The 22992-nt window shown below is 60.5% G+C and carries 19 protein-coding genes; 13 read left to right on the forward strand and 6 right to left on the reverse strand.

Annotation, left to right across the window (positions count from 1 at the left end; genetic code table 11):
- The first annotated feature begins 92 nt into the window (after positions 1–92).
- Positions 93–209, forward strand: coding sequence for a cytochrome c oxidase subunit CcoM (gene ccoM, locus GPL81_RS31715; protein WP_281355032.1), 117 nt, complete (start codon positions 93–95; stop codon positions 207–209).
- A 265-nt stretch (positions 210–474) separates the two neighbouring features.
- Here ccoM and GPL81_RS11960 read toward each other — a convergent pair whose 3' ends face one another.
- Entirely contained in the window at positions 475–1950 is a 1476-nt protein-coding gene (locus GPL81_RS11960) for an inorganic phosphate transporter (RefSeq protein WP_160106865.1), read from the reverse strand.
- Between the two features lie 376 nt (positions 1951–2326).
- Entirely contained in the window at positions 2327–2527 is a 201-nt protein-coding gene (locus GPL81_RS11965; protein ID WP_008056863.1) for a hypothetical protein, read from the reverse strand.
- Between the two features lie 690 nt (positions 2528–3217).
- Between GPL81_RS11965 and pcaR the strand changes: the two genes are divergently transcribed.
- The 11 genes from pcaR (at position 3218) to pcaC (ending at position 14067) form a co-directional block, all read left to right on the forward strand.
- Complete coding sequence (pcaR, locus tag GPL81_RS11970; protein ID WP_096513074.1) at positions 3218–4060, forward strand: pca regulon transcriptional regulator PcaR; 843 nt, start codon at positions 3218–3220, stop codon at positions 4058–4060.
- A gap of 128 nt (positions 4061–4188) precedes the next feature.
- Positions 4189–5535: a 4-hydroxybenzoate transporter PcaK gene (gene pcaK / locus GPL81_RS11975; protein ID WP_160106866.1), complete on the forward strand. Its 1347-nt coding sequence runs from the start codon at positions 4189–4191 to the stop codon at positions 5533–5535.
- Positions 5536–5806: 271 nt separating this feature from the next.
- Positions 5807–6664 carry a CoA transferase subunit A gene (locus GPL81_RS11980; RefSeq protein ID WP_008054173.1) on the forward strand — a complete coding sequence of 286 codons (858 nt, stop codon included), beginning with the start codon at positions 5807–5809 and terminating at the stop codon, positions 6662–6664.
- Positions 6664–7443 (forward strand): CoA-transferase subunit beta, encoded by a 780-nt coding sequence (locus GPL81_RS11985; protein WP_160106867.1) that lies wholly within the window; start codon positions 6664–6666, stop codon positions 7441–7443. The genes GPL81_RS11980 and GPL81_RS11985 overlap by 1 nt, the downstream gene beginning before the upstream one ends.
- A complete protein-coding gene (pcaF, locus tag GPL81_RS11990; protein WP_178122584.1) occupies positions 7440–8645 on the forward strand; it encodes a 3-oxoadipyl-CoA thiolase in 1206 nt (401 codons plus the stop codon). Before GPL81_RS11985 ends, pcaF begins: the two co-directional genes overlap by 4 nt.
- Positions 8646–8682: 37 nt before the next feature.
- Positions 8683–9387: a protocatechuate 3,4-dioxygenase subunit beta gene (gene pcaH / locus GPL81_RS11995; RefSeq protein ID WP_160106869.1), complete on the forward strand. Its 705-nt coding sequence runs from the start codon at positions 8683–8685 to the stop codon at positions 9385–9387.
- Between the two features lies 1 nt (position 9388).
- A complete protein-coding gene (pcaG, locus tag GPL81_RS12000) occupies positions 9389–9955 on the forward strand; it encodes a protocatechuate 3,4-dioxygenase subunit alpha (RefSeq protein ID WP_160106870.1) in 567 nt (188 codons plus the stop codon).
- A gap of 195 nt (positions 9956–10150) precedes the next feature.
- The gene (locus GPL81_RS12005; protein WP_160106871.1) at positions 10151–11455 is read left to right on the forward strand and encodes an MFS family transporter; all 1305 of its coding nucleotides are present in this window, start codon (positions 10151–10153) and stop codon (positions 11453–11455) included.
- A 43-nt stretch (positions 11456–11498) separates the two neighbouring features.
- Entirely contained in the window at positions 11499–12863 is a 1365-nt protein-coding gene (locus GPL81_RS12010) for a 3-carboxy-cis,cis-muconate cycloisomerase (RefSeq protein WP_160106872.1), read from the forward strand.
- Between the two features lie 11 nt (positions 12864–12874).
- The gene (gene pcaD, locus GPL81_RS12015) at positions 12875–13663 is read left to right on the forward strand and encodes a 3-oxoadipate enol-lactonase (RefSeq protein WP_160106873.1); all 789 of its coding nucleotides are present in this window, start codon (positions 12875–12877) and stop codon (positions 13661–13663) included.
- An 11-nt stretch (positions 13664–13674) separates the two neighbouring features.
- Positions 13675–14067 carry a 4-carboxymuconolactone decarboxylase gene (gene pcaC, locus GPL81_RS12020; RefSeq protein ID WP_007976697.1) on the forward strand — a complete coding sequence of 131 codons (393 nt, stop codon included), beginning with the start codon at positions 13675–13677 and terminating at the stop codon, positions 14065–14067.
- Positions 14068–14138: 71 nt separating this feature from the next.
- Here the strand turns inward: pcaC and GPL81_RS12025 are convergent, their stop codons facing one another.
- The 4 genes from GPL81_RS12025 to GPL81_RS12040 all read right to left on the reverse strand — a co-directional run bounded on the left by GPL81_RS12025 (position 14139) and on the right by GPL81_RS12040 (position 21619).
- Positions 14139–15398 carry an OprD family porin gene (locus tag GPL81_RS12025; RefSeq protein ID WP_160106874.1) on the reverse strand — a complete coding sequence of 420 codons (1260 nt, stop codon included), beginning with the start codon at positions 15396–15398 and terminating at the stop codon, positions 14139–14141.
- Positions 15399–15836: 438 nt separating this feature from the next.
- Entirely contained in the window at positions 15837–17297 is a 1461-nt protein-coding gene (gene emhC / locus GPL81_RS12030; RefSeq protein WP_160106875.1) for an efflux RND transporter outer membrane subunit EmhC, read from the reverse strand.
- Positions 17297–20458 carry an efflux RND transporter permease subunit EmhB gene (emhB, locus tag GPL81_RS12035; protein WP_096513063.1) on the reverse strand — a complete coding sequence of 1054 codons (3162 nt, stop codon included), beginning with the start codon at positions 20456–20458 and terminating at the stop codon, positions 17297–17299. The genes emhC and emhB overlap by 1 nt, the downstream gene beginning before the upstream one ends.
- A gap of 3 nt (positions 20459–20461) precedes the next feature.
- On the reverse strand, positions 20462–21619 hold the full coding sequence (locus GPL81_RS12040; RefSeq protein WP_160106876.1) for an efflux RND transporter periplasmic adaptor subunit: 1158 nt from the start codon (positions 21617–21619) through the stop codon (positions 20462–20464).
- 268 nt (positions 21620–21887) lie between these two features.
- On the opposite strand from GPL81_RS12040, the gene emhR reads away from it, so the two are divergent.
- Positions 21888–22520 (forward strand): efflux system transcriptional repressor EmhR, encoded by a 633-nt coding sequence (emhR, locus tag GPL81_RS12045; protein ID WP_160106877.1) that lies wholly within the window; start codon positions 21888–21890, stop codon positions 22518–22520.
- Positions 22521–22992: the final 472 nt, after the last annotated feature.

Here is a 22992-nt window from a genome sequence, read left to right on the forward strand (position 1 = left end):
GTCCCGGGCAACATTGATCCCGGTCAATATTCTCTCCTGCCCGATTGGTTACCTTAACTCCATCGCAGCAAGGCAACTGCAGGAGAGGCGTCATGTTTTTCGACAACGTGGTGATCGCCGGAGTGCTGACCGTCAGCCTCATGTTGGTGTTTTTTGCAGGGTTCGGATTTTTTATCTGGAAGGATTCGCACAAGCGGAGAAAACCGTAGGTCTTTCTGGATGCAATGAGCACGCAAGGCATTTTGGGCAACTTAGGTTGCCCTTTTTTTTGTCTGCGATTTCTATCAAGTACGCAAAACACCTGTGGGAGCTGAGCTTGCTCGCGATAGCGGTTTAACATTCAACGAAGATGCTGAATGTTACGGCCTCATCGCGAGCAAGCTCAGCTCCCACAGGTTTCTGATTGATTGTAGTTCTGCGGACATGAAAAAGGCGCGGTCCTCACGGAGCGCGCCTTTTTCATTCAGCAGCGTATCAGCTACCCAGTGCCTTCGAAGCCAGCCAGAACAGGCCCGCCGACAGGGCGACCGTGGCTGGCAGGGTCAGCACCCAGGCCAGCAGGATGGTTTTGACGGTGCCGCCTTGCAGGCCGCTTTTGTTGGCGACCATGGTCCCGGCCACGCCCGAGGACAGTACATGGGTGGTGGAAACCGGCAGGCTGAAGATGTTGGCCAGGCCGATCAGGCTGGCGGTGGTGATCTGCGCCGACATACCCTGGGAGTAGGTCATGCCTTGCTTGCCGATCTTCTCGCCGATGGTCAGTACCACGCGTTTCCAACCCACCATGGTGCCCAGGCCCAGCGCCAGTGCAACCGCCAGAATCACCCAGAAAGGCGCGTATTCGGTGGTGGTGGTCAGATCCTTGCGCAGCTTGTCCAGGTCAGCCTTTTCGCGGGCGGCCAGGAATGGCAATTTGCTGACCTTCTTCGCGGTATCGTCCAGGCACAGCAGGTAGCGGCGCACTTCGATGCGGCTTTCCGACGACAGCGAGTGGTAATCCGCAACGCCTTTCAGGGTACCGAGCAAGGCATCGATGGTCGGTTCGGTCTGCTGTGGGTTGCAGCGGAATTTCTCCGGCAGATCGCCTTCCACGCTTTTACCCAGGGCCAGGAACTCGCCCAGGGAATCGGCATTGCGCTTGTAGAACTGGCTCAAGTGCAAGGTGGCGTCGCGGGTACGCTCGATCTGGTAGGTGGTGCTGCTCAGGTCGAGCACGAACTGTGCAGGCACGATACCGATCAGCACCAGCATGATCAGGCCGATACCTTTCTGACCGTCGTTGGAACCGTGCACGAAGCTGACGGCCATGGCCGAAATCACCAGTACCAGGCGGTTCCAGAACGGAGGGTGCTTCTTGTCGTCGATCTTGCGACGCTGTTCCGGCGTCTTGTGCATCTTTGACAGCGGACGCCACCATTTGAGGCCGATCAGTATCAGCGCGGCGATCAGGAAACCTGCCATCGGCGAGAACACCAGCGAAGCACCGATATCGATCGCCTTCTGCCAGTTCACGCCGTCAGCCAACGGAATCTCGTTGATCAGGGCGTTGGCCAGGCCTACGCCGAGGATCGAACCGATCAGCGTGTGGGAGCTGGAGGCGGGGATACCGAAGTACCAGGTGCCCAGGTTCCAGGTGATGGCTGCGGCGAGCAACGAGAACACCATCGCCAGGCCATGGCCGGTATTCACGTTGATCAGCAGTTCTACCGGCAGCAGGTGGACAATGGCATACGCCACGCCAACGCCGCCCAGCAAGACACCGAGGAAATTGAACACACCGGAAAAAAACACGGCCAGATGAGGCGGCATTGCTTTGGTGTAGATAACAGTGGCTACCGCGTTAGCGGTGTCATGAAATCCATTGATGAACTCGAAGGCGAGGACAAAAGCCAGGGCGAGCAAGAGGCTCACAAGCACCCAAGCATCCAGTCCGCTGAATAAATCGATCATGAAGGTTTTCTGACCCGGTCATAAGGGGGCGCGATTATGCCAGAAAAGACTATAAATCGATGCACTAGCTGCTCATCGGTAACATTCTTCAATGAAATATTTTGCAGCCACGCCCGCAGCCCCGGCGATTTTTCGGGGTTTGCAAGTCATTGAATTTCTTTGGAAACGCAGTCGCCACAAGGGTTTCACTCACCTGGGGGAGCGATTGGACCGCTTGTGTGAAATTTCTGAAAGGGAGGTCAGATGTGAGGCTTTTACCCTGTCAGATGGACAAAGTAGCCGCTGCCCGCTCGTAGCGGGCGCAGAAGACTACATCAATACACCCCGCTTTTAACGGGTGTAAGTGCAGACCCCGAAAGGTTTCAAGCCGAGGTGCTCATGGCTCTTCGGCTTTGAGTTCCTTTTCCATTTTTTCCAGTTCCTGCTTGAAAACCTGATCCTGAACGGTGGCGCGTTTACGCCAGGGTTTGCGTTCCGGTTCGGGCTGGGCGGCGTAGGTGGTGACTTCCCCGCCGTAAACTTCCTTGTAGCGTTGTTCCTGGCGCTCAAGTTCCGCGCGCAGTTCGTCTTTCGTCACAGTGCTACCTGATTGAGTTGAGATGAATTCTGGTGAAACGCGCTGCGTTCAATGTATTGATCACGCTCGTCGGAAGGACAAGGCCCAGGCGGGCATTGTTTTTACGGCAGGGGCAATCAGTACATCCATGTTGCAGGCGGCCACGGCACCAGAGATAAATAGCTGACGTAGCATCAGATTCCTGTTTCGGCGAGCGCGTTGGCGATGCAGATGCAGTCAGCGTCGGACGCTTGCCGGGGACGGTGGCGATGGAACATCACAGCACCGGGTAGCGGGATCGGCGAACAACAAATCGCCTGGCTACTGAATTGCATTATAGCGAGCGATTCACAGAACACTATCGCCAAAGAGTTAAAAGTGGATCTTGGTGTGTGATTGTTTTGTTGCCCGCAACTTCAATGGCAACTAGCGCGCTGGCGGATGTCACCGTGCAACGATGCCTTTCTGGCGCCATTAAGTCGGAACAACTTGGGAGGCAACTACATCCACCTTTAACACCGCATTCCAGTCTGCTCGAAAGTATATAAGGAAGGTTGCGTATTTCGGCCGATGGGCAGGCGGGAGGTGGAGGAGGTCGATTGCGATTATCGGTCGATGGTTCGATAATCGCCCGATCTTGGTTGGCCGGGGTTGTTTGCCGGGCCCATGCCGCTTGTAATAGTCGCTGATCCGTTTGGGAAAGGACCATATATGAACGATCAACTGCGCAATTCCTTCGCTTCAGTGGCACCGCCGATCGTCGCTTCACCAGCCAAGCGGATTCAGGCCCTGACCGGTGACCCGGACTTCATGACCTCGCTGGCCCGTGGGCTGGCTGTGGTGCAAGCGTTTCAGGAGCGCAAGCGACACCTCACCATCGCCCAGATCAGTCACCGCACGGAAATTCCCCGCGCCGCTGTCAGACGTTGCCTGCATACCCTGATCAAACTCGGCTACGCCACCACCGACGGTCGTACCTATTCATTGCTGCCCAAGGTGCTGACCCTCGGCCATGCCTATGTCTCCTCGACGCCGCTGGCCGTTTCTGCCCAGCCGTACCTGGACCGCATGAGCGAGCAACTGCATGAGGCCTGCAACATGGCCACCCTGGAAGGCGATGACATTCTCTATATCGCCCGCTCGGCGACGACCCAGCGTCTGATTTCGGTGGACCTCTCCGTAGGCGGGCGCTTGCCAGCCTATTGCACGTCGATGGGCAGGATTTTGCTGGCCGCCCTGGATGACACATCGCTGGGTGAATACCTCGATCATGCCGACCTGCAAGCCAAGACCAGTCGCACTATCCATACCCCTGAAGCGTTGCTCGAGTGCCTGCAGGAAGTGCGCAAACAAGGTTGGTGCATCGTCGATCAGGAACTCGAACAGGGTCTGCGTTCGATTGCCGTACCGGTGTACGACGCTTCCGGTCAGGTGGTCGCGGCACTCAACGTCAGTACCCATGCGGGGCGAGTCAGCCGTAACGAACTGGAACAGCGTTTCCTCCCTGGTTTGTTGAGTGCCAGCCGCGACCTCAGCGCGCAGTTGTTTGCCTAAGCTGTTCGATAATCGCACGGAGTCGCGTTGGGTGAATTGACGCTGTTTGCTGCGGATTATTACTGTCGCGGCTGCGTCAGCATTGGCTGGCTCCTGTACGACTGCGTACTTCGCATGGAATAAAAATAATGAACCAGCCTCAGTCTGCTGTAGGAAACTGCCTCGACGTGCAGTCCTTCATCAATGCCCAACCGATCTCGCGCTACCAATGGCGCGTAGTGATCCTCTGTTTCCTGATTGTCTTCCTCGATGGCCTCGACACCGCCGCCATGGGCTTCATTGCCCCCGCCCTGTCTCAGGATTGGGGCATCGACCGCGCCAGCCTGGGCCCGGTGATGAGTGCGGCATTGATCGGCATGGTTTTCGGCGCACTGGGCTCCGGCCCATTGGCTGACCGCTTCGGGCGAAAAATCGTACTGGTGAGCGCCGTGTTGTTGTTCGGCGCGTTCAGTCTGGCCTCGGCCTACAGCACCAATGTCGATCAGTTGCTGGTACTGCGCTTCCTCACTGGCCTGGGCCTGGGGGCCGGGATGCCGAACGCCACCACGCTACTGTCGGAGTACACGCCGGAGCGCAAGAAGTCCCTGCTGGTGACCAGCATGTTCTGCGGTTTCAATTTGGGCATGGCCGGTGGCGGGTTCATTTCGGCCAAACTGATTCCGGCCTTCGGCTGGCACAGCCTGTTGCTGATCGGCGGGATCTTGCCGTTGATCCTTGCTGTCGTCTTGCTGCTCTGGCTGCCGGAATCGGCGCGCTACCTCGTCGTCCGCAATCGCGGTACCGACAAAGTGCGCAAGGCGCTGGCGCCCATCGACCCGGTAGTAGTCGCCCAGGCCGCAAGCTTCAGCGTGCCGGAACAGAAAACCGTGAAAGCGCGCAATGTCTTTGCAGTGATCTTCTCCGGTACCTATAGCGTCGGCACCTTGTTGCTGTGGCTGACCTACTTCATGGGCCTGGTGATTGTTTACCTGTTGACCAGTTGGCTGCCGACCCTGATGCGCGACAGTGGCGCGAGCATGGAGCAGGCCGCGTTCATCGGTGCGCTGTTCCAGTTCGGCGGTGTGTTGAGCGCCGTGGGCGTGGGTTGGGCGATGGATCGGTTCAATCCGCACAAGGTCATCGGCACTTTCTACCTGTTGGCCGGGGTGTTTGCCTACGCGGTGGGGCAGAGCCTGGGCAACATCGCAGTACTGGCGACCCTGGTGCTGGTGGCCGGGATGTGTGTCAACGGTGCGCAATCGGCGATGCCGTCACTGGCCGCGCGGTTTTATCCGACCCAAGGGCGAGCCACCGGTGTGTCGTGGATGCTGGGTATCGGCCGCTTCGGCGCGATCCTTGGCGCCTGGATGGGCGCAACGCTGCTGGGCCTGGGCTGGAATTTCGAGCAGGTGCTGACGGCGTTGGTGATCCCGGCGGCGCTGGCGACCACGGCGGTGGTGATCAAGGGCATGGTCAGTCATGCGGATGCGACCTGACAGGTTGATCCGCAATCTTCAGTGATGCTGATGGCCTCATCGCGGGCAAGCCTTGCTCCCACAGGATCACACTTAACCCTGTGGGAGCAAGGCTTGCCCGCGATGCTTTTGGGATCGGTAGGCACGCAACAATGTGTTCGATAATCGAACGCTCAGTCGATTATCGGATTGTTTGGCGTTTTTCACAGGCTTAATCTTCAGTCATTCCGGCGCTGCGCATCGGCGCCTTTTTCGACCACTGTTGGTTAATGACAAATGGGAGCCTGCCCCAATGGCTGAAATTCTTTCGCTGCATGACGCGGTGAAGCAGTTCGTGAACGACGGCGATACCGTTGCGCTCGAAGGCTTTACCCACCTGATCCCGACGGCGGCGGGTCACGAAATCATCCGCCAGGGCAAGAAAGACCTGACCCTGGTGCGCATGACCCCTGACCTCATCTACGACCAGTTGATCGGTGCCGGTTGTGCCCGCAAGCTGATTTTCTCCTGGGGTGGTAACCCGGGTGTCGGTTCGCTGCACCGTCTGCGCGATGCAGTCGAGAAGCAGTGGCCACACGCGCTGGAAATCGAAGAACACAGCCACGCCGACCTGGCCAATGCCTACGTCGCAGGGGCCTCCGGCCTGCCGTTTGCGGTGCTGCGTGCCTACGCCGGTTCCGACTTGCCAAAGGTCAACCCGCTGATCAAGTCCGTGACCTGCCCGTTCACCGGTGAAGTGCTGGCGGCGGTGCCTTCGGTGCGCCCGGACATCACCGTGATTCACGCGCAGAAAGCCGACCGCAAGGGCAACGTGCTGCTGTGGGGCATTCTCGGCGTGCAGAAAGAAGCCGCGCTGGCTGCCAAGCGCTGCATCGTCACCGTCGAAGAGATCGTCGACGACTTGAATGCACCGATGAACTCCTGCGTGTTGCCGACTTGGGCCTTGAGCGCCGTCTGCCATGTGCCGGGTGGCGCGCATCCGTCCTACGCCCACGGCTACAACGAACGCGACAACCGCTTCTACCAGGCCTGGGACCCGATTGCCCGCGACCGTGAAACCTTCACCGCGTGGATCAACGAGTACATCCACGGCAGCGCTGACTTCAGCGAGTTCCAGGCCAAACTGGCCGCCGCTTCGGAGGCGAAGTAATGACTTACACCACCAATGAAATGATGACCGTCGCCGCTGCCCGTCGCCTGAAGAACGGTTCGGTGTGCTTCGTGGGCATCGGCCTGCCATCGAAAGCGGCCAACCTGGCGCGCCTGACGTCCTCGCCGGATGTCGTGCTGATTTACGAATCGGGTCCGATCGGCGCCAAGCCGAGCGTGCTGCCGCTGTCGATCGGCGACGGTGAACTGGCGGAAACCGCCGACACCGTGGTCCCGACCGGCGAGATTTTCCGCTACTGGCTGCAGGGCGGTCGCATTGACGTCGGTTTCCTCGGCGCGGCCCAGGTCGACCGTTTCGGCAACATCAACACCACAGTGGTGGGCGACTATCACGCACCGAAAGTCCGCCTGCCGGGCGCCGGTGGTGCACCGGAGATCGCCGGTTCCGCCAAGAGCGTGCTGATCATCCTCAAGCAATCGGCGCGTTCGTTCGTCGACAAGCTCGACTTCATTACCTCGGTCGGCCATGGCGAGGGCGGCGATTCGCGCAAGCGTCTGGGTCTGCCGGGTGCCGGTCCGGTCGGCATCATCACCGACCTGTGCATCATGGAACCGGAAGCGGGCACCCATGAATTCGTGGTTACTGCACTGCACCCGGGCGTGACCCGCGAGCAAGTGGTCGCCGCCACCGGTTGGCCGATTCGCTTTGCCGCCAGCGTCGACACCACTGCCGAGCCAACCGAAATCGAATTGACCGCCCTGCGCGATCTGGAAGCCCGTACCGCAGCGGCCCACGGCCAAGCCCCTGGAGAAGCGTGATGCGTGACGTTTATATTTGCGACGCGATTCGTACCCCCATCGGCCGTTTCGGCGGTGGCCTGTCGGCAGTTCGTGCCGACGATCTGGCCGCCGTGCCGATCAAGGCACTGATGGAGCGCAACCCGACCGTGGACTGGACGGCGGTGGACGAAGTGTTCCTCGGCTGCGCCAACCAGGCCGGTGAAGACAACCGTAACGTGGCGCGCATGGCGCTGCTGCTGGCCGGCCTGCCGGAAACCATTCCCGGGGTCACCCTCAATCGCCTCTGTGCGTCGGGCATGGATGCCATCGGCACCGCGTTCCGCGCCATCGCCAGTGGCGAAATGGAGCTGGCGATTGCCGGCGGCGTCGAGTCGATGTCCCGCGCACCGTTCGTGATGGGCAAGGCCGATGCGGCGTTTTCGCGCAACATGAAACTCGAAGACACCACCATCGGCTGGCGCTTCATCAACCCCTTGATGAAAGCCCAGTATGGCGTGGACGCGATGCCGCAGACCGGCGACAACGTCGCGCAGGACTACGAAGTGTCCCGCGAAGACCAGGACGCGTTCGCCCTGCGCAGCCAGCAACGCACGGCCGCCGCGCAAGCCGTCGGGTTCTTCGCCGAAGAAATCGTCGAAGTGCGGATTGCCCACAAGAAGGGTGAAACCGTGGTCAGCCAGGATGAGCATCCTCGCGCCGACACCTCCCTGGAAGTCCTGGCCAAGTTGAAGCCAGTGAACGGCCCGGACAAAACTGTCACGGCGGGCAACTCCTCAGGCGTCAATGACGGTGCCGCCGCGTTGATCCTGGCCAGCGCCGAAGCGGTGAAAAAACACGGCCTGACCGCTCGCGCCAAAGTGTTGGGCATGTCCAGTGCCGGTGTTGCGCCACGGGTGATGGGCATCGGCCCGGTGCCGGCGGTACGCAAACTGACCGAGCGCCTGGGTGTAGCGGTCAGCGATTTCGATGTGATCGAACTCAACGAAGCCTTCGCCAGCCAGGGCCTGGCGGTGCTGCGTGAACTGGGCCTGGCGGACGATGCACCTCAGGTCAACCCGAACGGCGGCGCGATTGCCTTGGGTCACCCATTGGGCATGACGGGCGCGCGACTGGTGCTGACCGCGTTGCGTCAGTTGGAAAAAACTGGTGGCAAGAAAGGTCTGGCGACCATGTGCGTCGGCGTCGGCCAGGGTCTGGCCCTGGCGATCGAACGCGTCTGACACGCCCCGTCGGCTAACAAGAACTGAGGAAAGTGTAATGACTGATAAACCTGGTTACCGTCGCCCGCAGGCGGGCACTCAGCCGGACTATCTGCACCCGACCTACCAATCCACCAACCTGCGCTCGCCGTCCAAGCCGTTGGTGTTCCTGCCGCATTCGTTGTCGGAAATCACCGGGCCGACCATCGGCGCCGAGCGTGTCAGCGAGAACGACAACGACCTGACCGCCCAGCACAAGGGCGAGCCACTGGGTGAGCGCATCGTCATTCACGGCCGCGTGCTGGATGAAAACGGCTTGCCGGTGCCAGGAATTCTGGTGGAGATCTGGCAGGCCAACGCCGCCGGTCGCTACAACCATGCCCGCGACCTGCACGACGCGCCGCTGGACCCGAACTTCACCGGCACCGGTCGCACCGTGACCGACGCCGATGGCTGGTACCAGTTCCAGACCATCAAGCCCGGCGCCTATCCGTGGGGTAACCACCACAACGCCTGGCGCCCAGCGCACATCCACTTCTCGCTGTTCGGGCCGAGCATCCTGACGCGCCTGGTCACCCAGATGTATTTCCCGGGCGACCCGTTGCTGGCGTACGACCCGATCTACAACTGCGTGCCCGACACCAGCGCCAAAGAGCGCCTGATCGCCAGTTTCGACCTGGAAAAAACCATCCCTTCCTATGCCCTCGGTTATCGCTGGGACATCGTCTTGCGCGGCCGCGATGCCACGCCGATGGAGAAATAAGATGACGCTGACTGCGACCACGTCCCACACCGTCGGGCCGTACTACCACATCGGCCTGACCTGGCTGAACCGCGAAAACCTGACCGTCGAACAAACCCTGGGCGAGCGCGTGGCGATCACCGGGCAAGTGGTCGATGGCAACGGCGAAGTCGTCAACGACGCGATGCTGGAAGTCTGGCAGGCCAACGCCGCCGGCAAGTACGACCACCCCGAAGACGATCAGGACAAGCCTCTGGATCCGCATTTCGAAGGGTTCGGCCGGGTGCCGGTGGATGCCGAAGGGCGTTTCCGTTTCACTACGATCAAACCGGGCACGGTTGAAGGCCTCAAGGGCACGACCCAGGCGCCGCATCTGGTGGTGCTGGTGTTTGCCCGTGGCCTGGTCAAGCACCTGCTGACACGGATTTACTTCGAGGGTGACGCGGCGAATGTGAACGATCCTCTGCTGGAATGCGTGCCGGCCGAGCGTCGTGGCACTTTGATCGCGAAGCAGGATGCATCCGGTGTTTACCAGTGGAACGTGATCCTGCAGGGCACGGAGGCGGAGACGGTGTTCTTCGATTATTGAAAACACCGTAAACCCCTGTAGGAGCGAGCCTGCTCGCGAAAGCGGCGTGTCAGTACCATCAATGCTCAATGACACACCGCATTCGCGAGCAGGCTCGCTCCCACAGGGGGAATAATGATGTGGCAGATGTATCTGTGGAACGGGACTGTTGCAAAGTATGTCTAGACTCTCACTGTCCCCATTGAGTGAAAAACAATGACAACACCAACCGCTTCACCCGCGCTCTATACCGGCGAAGAGCGCAGAAAACGGATCTTTGCCATTGTCGGCGCCTCGTCCGGCAACCTGGTCGAATGGTTCGACTTCTATGTCTACGCCTTCAGTGCGCTCTATTTCGCGCCGGCCTTTTTCCCCTCCGACAACCCCACGGTACAGTTGGTCAATACCGCGGGCGTGTTTGCCGCCGGGTTCCTGATGCGACCGATCGGCGGCTGGATTTTCGGTCGGTTGGCAGACAAGCACGGGCGCAAGAATTCGATGGTGATCTCGATTCTGATGATGTGCTTCGGCTCGTTGCTGATCGCTTGCCTGCCGACCTACAGCAGCATCGGGATCTGGGCGCCGATTCTGTTGCTGTTTGCGCGTTTGCTCCAGGGCCTGTCGGTCGGTGGCGAGTACGGCACCACCGCCACCTACATGAGTGAAGTCGCCCTCAAGGGGCAGCGCGGTTTCTTTGCTTCGTTCCAGTACGTGACGCTGATTGGCGGGCAACTGCTGGCGGTGTTGGTCGTCGTGATTCTGCAACAGTTCCTCAACGAAGACGAGTTGCGTGCCTACGGTTGGCGGATCCCGTTCGTGGTAGGAGCCATGGCGGCGCTGGTTTCGCTTTATCTGCGCCGTTCGCTGAAAGAAACCTCCAGCAAGGAAATGCGCGAAAACAAGGATGCCGGCAGCATCGGTGCACTGTTCCGCGACCATAAAGCCGCGTTCATTACCGTGCTCGGTTACACCGCCGGTGGCTCGCTGATTTTCTATACGTTCACCACTTACATGCAGAAGTACCTGGTGAACACCGCCGGCATGCCGGCCAAGACCGCCAGCTACATCATGACCGGCGCGCTGTTCCTCTATATGTGCATGCAACCGGTGTTCGGCATGCTCGCCGACAAGATCGGCCGGCGTAACTCGATGCTCTGGTTCGGCGCCCTCGGTACGCTGTGCACCGTACCGATTCTGCTGAGTTTGAAAACGGTCGGCAGCCCGTTCCTGGCCTTTGTGTTGATTACCCTGGCCTTGGCGATCGTCAGTTTCTACACCTCCATCAGTGGCCTGGTAAAAGCGGAAATGTTTCCGCCCGAGGTGCGTGCACTGGGTGTCGGCCTGGCGTATGCGGTAGCGAATGCGATCTTCGGCGGTTCGGCGGAATATGTGGCCTTGAGTCTCAAGGCCGTCGGCATGGAAAACGCCTTCTACTGGTACGTGACGGTGATGATGGCGGTGGCGTTCCTGTTCAGTCTGCGCTTGCCGAAACAGGCCGCGTATCTGCACCACGACCTTTGATCTTTGCGCGGGCCTGACCGGCCCGCGCCTCCAGGGATTGTTTATGACTCAGCGACCGGGCAATCAATTGTTCGATGCCTATTTCACTGCCCGCGATATGCGCGACGTGTTCTGCGATCAGGGCCGGGTCCAGGCCATGCTCGATTTCGAAGCGGCGCTGGCCCGGGCCGAAGCGCGGGTCGGCTTGATTCCGCCGTCTGCCGTGGCGCCTATCGAAGCGGCGTGTCAGGCCGGGCTTTTCGACTTTGTCGCCCTCGGTGAAGCGATTGCCACCGCCGGCAACTCCGCCATTCCGCTGGTCAAGGCGTTGGGCAAGCAGATTGCAACGAAGGATGTCGAAGCCGAACGCTATGTGCATTTGGGTGCGACCAGCCAGGACGTGATGGACAGCGGCCTGGTGCTGCAATTGCGCCGGGCGCTGGAGCTGATCGACGGCGATCTGGCGCAGCTGGGGCAAACCCTCGCCAGCCAGGCCCAGCGTTATGTGGCTACGCCGCTGGCCGGGCGCACCTGGCTGCAGCATGCGACACCGGTCACCCTCGGCATGAAAATCGCCGGATGGCTGGGGGCGGTGACCCGCAGCCGCCAGCGCCTGCAAGAACTCAAGCCGCGCCTGCTGGTGCTGCAATTCGGCGGCGCGTCCGGCACCCTCGCAGCGCTGGGCGAACAGGCGATGCCGATTGCCCGGGCGCTGGCCGAGGAGTTGCAACTGAACCTGCCTGATCAACCCTGGCACACCCAGCGGGATCGCCTGGTGGAGTTCGGTTCGGTGCTTGGGTTGATCGCCGGCAGCCTTGGCAAACTCGGACGCGACATCAGCCTGTTGATGCAGACTGAAGCGGGCGAAGTGTTCGAGCCGTCGGCGCCCGGCAAGGGCGGTTCTTCGACCATGCCGCACAAACGCAACCCGGTGGGTGCGGCGGTGCTGATCGGCGCGGCCACCCGCGTACCCGGTTTGCTCTCGACCCTGTTCAGCGCCATGCCGCAGGAACACGAGCGCAGCCTCGGCCTGTGGCATGCCGAGTGGGAAACCCTGCCGGAGATTTGCTGCCTGGTGTCCGGTAGCCTGAAGCAAGCGCTGTTGGTGACCCAGGGGCTGGAAGTGGACGCCGGGCGCATGGCCCGCAACCTCGATTTGACCCAGGGCCTGGTGCTCGCCGAAGCGGTGAGCATCGTCCTCGCCCAACGGGTCGGGCGCGACACCGCGCATCACCTGCTGGAGCAATGCTGCAAACGCGCCGTGGCCGAACAGCGTCATCTGCGCGCGGTGCTCGGCGACGAACCGCAAGTGACCGCCGAACTGTCGGCTGAAGAACTTGATCATCTGCTGGACCCCGCCCATTACCTCGGTCAGGCCCGTACCTGGGTCGAGCGGGCGGTGGCTGAACATTCTGCATTGACTGCCTGAAGGAGATTGCTGTGGCTTTCGTACAACTCGCCGAGGGCGAACTGCATTACAAACTCGATGGACCGGTGGATGCGCCGGTGCTGGTGCTGTCCAATTCCCTGGGCACCGACCTGCACATGTGGGACGCGCAAATTCCAGCGTTCAGCGAGCATTTCCGGGTGCTGCGTTTCGACACCCGTGGTCACGGCAAATCGCTGGTGACACCGGGGCCTTACAGCATCGAGCAACTGGGTCATGACGTCCTGGCGCTGCTGGATGCACTGCACATCGAACGGGCGCACTTCTGCGGACTGTCCATGGGCGGGCTGATCGGCCAGTGGCTGGGGATCCACGCCGGCGAGCGCTTGAACAATCTGATCGTGTGCAACACCGCAGCGAAAATCGGCGATCCATCGATCTGGAACCCGCGTATCGAAATGGTGCTGCGTGATGGCCAGGCGGCCATGGTTGCCCTGCGCGATGCGTCGATTGCCCGCTGGTTCACCCCGGACTTCTCCGAAGCCAACCCGGCGGCGGCCAAGCAGATCACCGACATGCTGGCGGCCACGTCGCCTGAAGGTTATGCGGCCAATTGCGCGGCGGTACGCGATGCCGATTTCCGCGATCAATTGTCCTCGATCAAGGCGCCGCTGCTGGTGATCGCCGGTACTGAGGATGCGGTCACGCCGCCGTCCGGCGGGCATTTCATCCAGGAGCACGTACCGGGTGCCGAGTACGCCGAGTTCTATGCCGCGCACTTGTCCAACGTTCAGGCCGGCGCAGACTTCAGCGAGCGCGTGCTGGCATTTCTGCAGGCTTGAGGGGAAATTCCGTGGACGAGAAACAACGTTACGATGAGGGCATGAAGGTCCGTCGCGCCGTACTGGGCGATGCTCACGTCGACCGCAGCCTGACCACCCTGACCGAGTTCAACTCGGAGTTCCAGGAAATGATCACCCGCCATGCCTGGGGCGACATCTGGACCCGCCCGGGCCTGCCGCGCCACACCCGCAGCCTGATCACCATCGCCATGCTGATCGGCATGAACCGCGAGGGTGAACTCAAACTGCACCTGCGCGCCGCCGCCAACAATGGCGTCAGCCGTGGCGAGATCAAGGAAGTGATCATGCAGAGCGCGATCTACTGCGGGATCCCGGCAGCGAATGCCACGTTCCACCTGGCGGAGTCGGTGTGGGATGAGTTGGGGGTTGAGTCGCGGGAGTGATCCCGGCGATTTGTGCTGCCTGATCTGACGCCTTCGCGAGCAGGCTCGCTCCCACAGGAGGGCGGCGATGTTTACAGCAGGCTGATCGGGTAACTGATGATCACGCGGTTTTCGTCGAACTCGTTGTTGCTGTAGTCACGGCGCATGGTCGAGTTGCGCCATTTGACGTTCAGGTCTTTCAGCGCACCGCTCTGCACGGTGTAGCCCAGTTCCGACTCACGTCCCCATTCTTTGCCATCGGTGATGCTGCCGGTGTGCACGTTATCGCCACTGATATAACGGTTCATCAGGGTCAGGCCCGGCACGCCGAGGGCGACGAAGTTGTAGTCGTGACGCACTTGCCAGGATTTCTCCCCGGCGTTGTCGTAGCTGGAGTTGTAGCTGTCGTTGGCCAGGGTGCCGCCGCTGGTGCCGTTGACCCGCATCCACGGGCTGTCCCCGGTGAGTTTTTGCAGGCCGACGTAGAAGGTGCTGCCGCCATACTTGGCCGAGAACAGGCCATACATCGTCTTGTTCTCCAGCTCGCCGGCGCGGGCGCTGCCGTCATCCTTGCCGTAGAAGAAACCCAGGTTGGCACCCAGGGTCCAGTCGCCGATGGGCTGGCTGTGGATCACGTTGATGAATTGCTGGCTGTAGATGTCCTTGAGTTCGGCGTTCCACAGGCCGATCTGGGTGCGCTTTTCGTTGAACAGGTATTCGCCGCCCTGAAAGTTGAAGCGGTCCGAGGTGAACGCGGCTTTGCCGGTCATCGACATGTCACCCATGCTGCTGTCGTCCCGCGGGCTGTTCTGGCGGAACTGGCCGCCGTAGAGCGTCAGGCCATTGATTTCCTTCGAGGTGATCTGGCCGCCGCGGAAGGTTTGCGGCAGCGAGCGGCCGTCGTCGGAACGCAAGATCGGCAACACGGGCATCCATTCGCCGACCTTCACTTCGGTCTGCGAAAGCTTCGCCTTGAATGCCACGTTGGCACGGCCGAAGTTGTCCGCCGGGCGGCCGTCGTGGTCCAGCGGCAGCAATTGCGTACCGCCGGTGCCATTGCCGCCGTCGAGCTTCACCGAATACAAACCGAGCACATCCATACCAAACCCGACGGTGCCCTGGGTGAACCCGGACTTGGCGTCGAGAATGAAACTCTGTGTCCATTCCTCAGCCTTGCCCTGCGCCTTGGTCGGGTTGGTGAAGTTGCGGTTGATGTAGAAGTTGCGCAGGTTCAGGTTGACCTTGGCGCCTTCGACAAAGCCTGATTCCTCGGCCTGGGCAGGCAGGGCCGCACCGGCCAGGGCCAAGGCAATCAAGCTGGGAACGAAATACTGTGCGGTGGAAGGCGTCATGGGTTCGGGCTCTCTAATTCTTGGGGATGAAACGGGGTGGTGCCGCAGCCGGGGAGGGTGCAGACATGAAGTCGACATCGCTGGGTAAAGCCTGGGGATCAGCCGGACAAGGCAGGGCGCGGGGGCATGGTGTCGAACCTGTTGTTATTGGTTTTGTAGGCCGATGGTGCTGTGAATGTACTAGGTGGTTCAATCTGTAAAAATAGTTTTTGGGCGATTATCGAACATAAGATTGGCTGTGGTTCTGATGTTGTGCTTGCGGGCCTCATCGCTGGCAAGCCAGCTCCCACAGGTTCAAAGTGGTCCACAAAGTTTGTGTACGACACGGACACTGTGGGAGCTGGCTTGCCAGCGATGAGGCCAGGACAGTCAGCACACCTTTTCCCGCAGCCAACAAAAAGCCCACCAAAAGGTGGGCTTCGTGTTTTCACTGCGCTATCAGAACAACCGCATCTTCGGCGCTTCTTCTTTCAACGGCTCGTTCTGCGCCGTTTGTTCGTTCCAGCCACCGCCCAGGGCCTTGTACAGGTTGACCGCGCTGACCAGCTGCGCCAGACGGTCAGTGATCAGCGCCTGTTGGGCACTGAACAGTTGGCGTTGGGCATCGAGGAAGGTCAGGTTGCTGTCGACACCGATGCGGTAACGACGCTCGGCCAGACGGTAGTAGTCCTGGTTGGCACGGACGAAGTCGGTTTGTGCTTCCAGCTGCTGGACATAGGTCTGGCGCGCGGCCAGGCCGTCGGCGACTTCCTGGAAGGCCGTTTGAATGGATTTCTCGTAGTTCGCCACACCGATGTCTTTCTGGATTTTCGAGTAATCCAGGCTGGCGCGCAGGCTGCCGGCGTTGAAGATCGGCAGGTTGATCTGCGGCTGGAACAGCCAGGTGCCCGAACCACCCTTGAACAGACCGGACAGGTCCGGGCTCAGGGTCCCGGCGTTGGCCGTCAGGCTGATGCTCGGGAAGAACGCAGCCCGCGCCGCGCCGATGTTGGCGTTGGCGGCCTTGAGGTTGTACTCGGCTTGCAGGATGTCCGGACGACGATGCAGCAAGTCCGACGGCAGGCCGGGCGGAACGTCGCTCAGCAAGTCGTCGTTAAGCGGTTTGGCCGCTTGCAGGTTAGCCGGGATACCGGTGCCGAGCAGCAGCACCAGGCTGTTTTCATCCTGTGCGACCTGACGGGTGTACTTGGCCAGTTGTGCACGGGCGTTTTCCACCGAAGTGCGCGACTGCGCCAGGTCCAGCGCCGAGGCAACCCCTACTTCGTTACTGCGAGCGGTGAGCTTGTAGCTCTCCTCGAACGCGGCGAGGGTGTCCTGGGTCAGCTTGTACAGTTCCTTGTCGGCCTGCCAGGTCAGGTAGGCATTGGCCACGCTGGCCACCAGGCTGATCTGGGTACTGCGGCGGCCTTCTTCGGTCGCGAAGTACTTCTGCAGCGCTTCTTCGCTCAGGCTGCGAACCCGACCGAACAGGTCGAGTTCATAGGCGCTGATACCCACGGTGGCCGAGTAGGAGCTGACGATGCCCGACCGACCGGTTTGCGAGGAGTTTTCCGGAATCTTCTGGCGGCTGCCGCTGCCATTGGCCGAAACCGCCGGGTACAGATCGGCGCGCTGAATGCGGTATTGAGCCGCGAAGGCGTCGATGTTCAGGGCCGCGACACGCAGGTCACGGTTGTTTTCCAGGGCCACCTGGATCAGCTGCTGCAATGCCGGGTCATGGAAGAACTGCTTCCAGCCTTGCTCTGCAGCCGCTTGTGCAGGCGCCTGGGCCGGCGAATACGCCGGGCCTTGCGGGTATTGTTCTGCCACCGGAGCGTCCGGCCGCTGATAATCAGGTATCAGCGAGCAGCCACCGAGCACAAAGGCGGCGACTGCCAGGGAGAGTAGCGACTTGCTCATTAGCCAGCCTCTTTAGAAGGTTCAAAGGCAGCGTCCTGGTCGGCGACTTTGCGCTGGCCCATGGACGATACAGTGACGAAGAACAGTGGGACCCAGAAGATCGCCAGCACGGTGGCGGTGATCATACCGCCAATCACACCGGTACCGATCGCATGCTGGCTACCCGAACCTGCACCCGTGGATATAGCCAGTGGTACCACACCGAGAACGAATGCAAGCGAGGTCATGATGATCGGTCGCAGACGCATGCGGCAGGCTTCGATGGCCGCATCGCGCAGGCTGCGCCCTTGTTCGTGCAGCTCCTTGGCGAATTCGACGATCAGAATGGCGTTTTTCGCCGCCAGGCCGATAGTCGTCAACAGGCCCACCTGGAAGTACACGTCGTTGGACAGACCGCGCAGGCTGGTGGCCATCAGTGCACCGATGATCCCCAGCGGTACCACCAACATCACCGCGATCGGGATCGACCAGCTTTCATACAACGCCGCCAGACACAGGAACACCATCAACAGCGACAGGGCGTACAGCGCAGGCGCCTGGGAGCCGGACAGACGTTCTTCGTACGACAGGCCGGTCCAGGAAATACCGACACCCGCCGGCAGTTTCTGGGCAATGGCTTCGACCTCGGCCATGGCTTCACCGGTGGAATAACCCGGCGCCGGGGCACCGAGGATTTCCATCGCTTCCACGCCGTTGTAACGGGCCAGCTTCGGCGAGCCGTAGATCCATTCACCCTTGGCGAACGCCGTGAACGGCACCATGGTCCCTTCGCGGTTGCGCACGTACCACTTCTGCAGGTCTTCAGGGCTCATGCGTGCGCCGGGGCGGCCTTGCACGTACACCTTCTTCACCCGACCGCGGTCGATGAAGTCATTGACGTAGCTACTGCCCAGGGCAATCGACAGGGTGTTGTTGATGTCGGCGATGGTAATCCCTAAGGCACTGGCCTTCTCGTCATCGATTTCCAACTGGTATTGCGGTTCGTCGTTCAGGCCGTTCGGACGCACCTGCGTCAGCACTTTGCTTTGCGCGGCCATGCCGAGGAACTGGTTACGGGCTTCCATGAGCTTGTTGTGGCCAATACCGGCGCGGTCTTGCAGGAACACGTCGAAACCGGTGGCGTTACCCAGCTCCAGTACCGCCGGTGGCGCGAATGCGAACACCATGGCGTCACGGAAGGTGAAGAAGTGCTGCTGGGCACGGGCTGCCACCTTGAACACGTTGTTGTCGGCGTTACGCTCGTGCCACGGCCTGAGCATGATGAACGCCATGCCTGAACTCTGGCCACGGCCGGCGAAGTTGAAGCCGGTCACGGTAAACACCGAGTTCACCGCATCGCCCTCACCGCCATCCTTGCCTGGACGCAGCAGGAACTCACGCATCTCGTCCACGACCACCTGGGTACGCTGGGCGGTCGAACCGGCCGGGGTCTGCACCTGGGCAAACAGTACACCCTGGTCTTCTTCCGGCAGGAACGCCGTCGGAATGCGGGTGAACAGCCAGATCATGCCCACCACGATGATGATGTAGGCCAGCAGGTACGGTGCCTTGCGCGCCAGCATGTTGCCCACGCCGCGCTCATAGCTTCTGACGCCACGGTCGAAGTTGCGGTTGAACCAGCCGAAGAACCCGCGTTTCGGTGTGCCATGCTCGCCTTTCGGAATCGCCTTGAGCATGGTGGCGCACAGCGCCGGGGTGAAGATCAGTGCAACCAGTACCGACAGGGCCATGGCCGAGACGATGGTGATCGAGAACTGCTTGTAGATCACACCGGTGGAACCGCTGAAGAACGCCATCGGCAGCAGTACTGCCGACAACACCAGGGCGATACCGACCAGGGCGCCCTGGATCTGCCCCATGGATTTCTTGGTGGCTTCCTTGGGTGACAGGCCTTCTTCGCTCATTACCCGTTCGACGTTTTCCACCACGACGATGGCGTCGTCCACCAGCAAGCCGATGGCCAGCACCATACCGAACATGGTCAGGGTGTTGATGCTGAAACCAGCCGCGGCGAGGATGCCGAACGTACCGAGCAATACCACCGGCACGGTCATCGTGGTGATCACGGTGGCGCGGAAGTTTTGCAGGAACAGGAACATCACCAGGAACACCAGCACGATCGCTTCGACCAGGGTTTCAACCACACCCTTGATCGACTCGGTCACCACCGGCGTGGTGTCGTACGGGAACACCACTTCCATCCCTTGCGGGAAGAATGGCTTGAGGTTGTCGATGGTCTTGCGCAGGGCTTTTGCCGTGTCGAGGGCGTTGGCACCGTTGGCCAGTTTCACCGCCAGACCGGAAGCCGGGGCGCCGTTGAATTGGGCGTTGATGCTGTAGTTTTCGCCACCCAGGCCAACGTCGGCGACATCCTTGAGGCGAACCTGGGAACCGTCTTTGTTGACCTTGAGCAGGATCTTGTTGAATTGCTCAGCGGTCTGCAGGCGGGTCTTGCCGATGATCGTCGCGTTCAGCTGCGTGCCGGGCATGGCAGGCAGGCCACCGAGCTGGCCGGAGGAAATCTGCACGTTTTGTGCGGCGATCGCGGTTTTGACGTCGATCGGGGTCAGGTTGTAGTTGTTCAACCTGGCCGGGTCGAGCCAGATACGCATGGCGTACTGGGAGCCGAACACCTGGAAGTCACCGACACCGGCGGTCCGCGAGATCGGGTCCTGCATGTTCGACACGATGTAGTTGGACAGGTCGTCCTTGGTCATGCTGCCGTCACGCGATACAACGCCGATCACCAGCAGGAAGTTCTTCACGGCCTTGGTGACGCGGATACCTTGCTGTTGCACTTCTTGCGGCAGCAGCGGGGTGGCCAGGTTCAGCTTGTTCTGCACCTGAACCTGCGCGGTATCGGAGTTGGTGCCTTGCTCGAAGGTCGCGGTGATGGTCATGGTGCCGTCGGAGTTACTTTCCGACGAGACATAACGCAGGTTGTCGATACCGTTGAGCTGTTGCTCGATCACCTGCACCACGGTGTCCTGCACGGTCTGCGCGGAAGCGCCCGGGTAGGTCACGGAGATGGCGATCGCCGGTGGCGCGATGCTCGGGTATTGGTTGATCGGCAGTTTGAGGATCGATAGTGCCCCGACCAGCATGATCACCAGGGCAATTACCCAGGCGAAAATCGGGCGGTCGATAAAAAATTTCGACATGATTTACTCCCCTTTGCCGGCGGAAGCCTGTTCAGCTGCTTTCACGGGGGCCGGGTTTGTTGCGCCAACGTTGGTCGCCTCACTGGCCTTGACTTCGACGCCAGGTTTGACGAATTGCAGTCCTTCGGTGATCAGGCGATCGCCAGCGTTCAGGCCGTCTTCGATCAGCCATTGGTTGCCGACGGTGCGGCTGGCCTTGAGCTGACGCAGTTCGACCTTGTTGTCGGGGCCGACGACCAGCGCGGTCGGGGAGCCTTTGAGGTCGCGGGTCACGCCTTGCTGCGGGGCCAGAATCGCCGCGCTGTTCACACCGGCCTGCAACTGGGCGTGTACGAACATGCCGGGCAGGAGGGTGTGATCAGGGTTCGGGAACACGGCACGCAGGGTCACCGAGCCGGTGGTCTGGTCAACCGAGACTTCGGAGAATTCCAGCTTGCCTTCCTGCTTGTACTGGCTACCGTCCTCAAGGGTCAGCTTGACCGCCGCAGTGTTGTCGCCGGCCTTTTGCAGACGGCCGCTTTCCAGCTCGCGGCGCAGTTGCAGCAGCTCGACCGAGGACTGGGTGACGTCGACATAGATCGGGTCAAGTTGCTGAATGACCGCCATCGCTTCGGTCTGGCCGTTGCTGACCAATGCGCCTTCGGTCACCGAAGAGCGACCGATACGGCCGGTCAATGGCGCGTAGACCTTGGTGTAGCGCACGTTGATCTGCGCCGTTTGCAGCGCGGCTTCCGATTGCAGGCGGTTGGACACGGCGGTGTCGTATTCCTGACGGCTCACCGCTTGCTCGTTGACCAGTTGCTGGTAGCGGTCGGAGATTGATTTGGTCGAGCGCAGGTTGGCTTCGGCGCTTTTCAGGGTCGCTTCATAGACCGCCGGATCGATCTGGTACAGCTGCTGGCCGGCTTTGACCTCGCCGCCTTCCTTGAACAGACGCTTGAGAATGATGCCGTTGACCTGCGGGCGCACTTCGGCGATGCGGAACGCGCTGGTGCGGCCCGGCAGTTCGGAGGTCAACGTAAACGTTTGCGGCTGCAGGGTGACGACGCCGACCTGAGGCGGTGGAGCGGCCGGTGCCGCTTCTTCCTTTTTGCATCCACTGAGCAGTGCAGCAAGGGCGACGGCGGCGACCAGAGCGGTAACAGCTGGCTTGAATTGCATGAAAATCCTCGGGTCAGGCGCGAAACAAACGCACAAGAAAAGATGGAAGGTTTAAAAAATGGGTGCCGGGTGGATAAGTAGCTTGCTAAGGAATATACTTACATTCACGGTTGTTTGTAAATACCTTGGCTGTGTATCCTCGCCGTTACAGAGGCCGTCGCAAGGTTGGAATTGTAAGCCCGGGGACGATACCCAAGAGCGTTCGCCCCGCATTTATTCAGCTGATATTCAGACATCGCTGAAGCATCCTGATTGAGGTTGTACTGCCATGGTTCGTCGCACCAAAGAGGAAGCTCAAGAAACCCGCAGCCAGATACTCGAAGCGGCCGAAAAAGCCTTTTTCGAGCGGGGCGTGGCTCGTACGACGCTGGCGGACATCGCGACCCTGGCCGGTGTTACCCGTGGCGCCATCTACTGGCATTTCAGCAACAAGGCCGATCTGGTGCAGGCCATGCTCGATACCTTGCAGGAGCCCCTTGATGAACTGGCCAAGGCCGCCGAGAGCGAAGACGAACTCGACCCCCTGGGTTGCATGCGCAGGCTGCTGATTCATTTGTTTCATGAAGTTGCGCTGGATCCCAAGACCCGGCGTATCAACGAGATTCTGTTTCATAAGTGCGAATTCACCGATGAAATGTGCGACCTGCGCCAGCAGCGGCGCGCGGCCAGCCTTGAATGCAACTCGCGGATCGGCCTGACCCTGCGTAATGCCGTGAACCGTGGTCAGTTGCCTGAAGATCTCGACACCGCCCGCGCCGCCATCAGCATCCATGCCTATATAGACGGCCTTCTGTACCAATGGTTGCTCGCGCCCGACAGCTACGAACTGCACACCGAGGCCGAACGATGGGTCGATACCGGGCTGGACATGCTGCGTTTCAGCCCCAGCCTGCGTAAATGAAACAACATGCGTACTCGGCTTCGCGTGTGTCAACCGCTCAAGGCCTGGATGAACAGTTCTTCATGGGGCTCCGGGGCGGTGGGGTGCTTTTATATACTTACGTTTGGCGCGTTGACAGGTAGCAAGCTCAGTATTTTGTAGGGATTTTGTGTCGGCCTTGTGAGAAAGCGTAAGTACCAGGCATTGAATCCTGACACGGCCCTTGTGGGAGCAAGGCTTGCCCGCGATGGCGGCCTTACAGCCGACCTGACTCTCGCGGATGTACCCCGATCAACTGTAGGAGCTGGCTTGCCAGCGATTACGGCCTTACATCCGACCTGTTTTTCGCGGATGTACCCAATCCCTTGTGGGAGCGAGCCTGCTCGCGAAGGCTGCCTGCCAGCCGACCTGTCTCTTGCTGACCGAGTACATATCCATTGCTGCGGTAACGGCCACCTATGGTTTCGCCCTGACGGCGAGTCACTTGGAAAAG

Origin of the sequence: Pseudomonas izuensis, assembly GCF_009861505.1 — a bacterium.
GTDB classification, from domain to species: Bacteria; Pseudomonadota; Gammaproteobacteria; order Pseudomonadales; family Pseudomonadaceae; genus Aquipseudomonas; species Aquipseudomonas izuensis.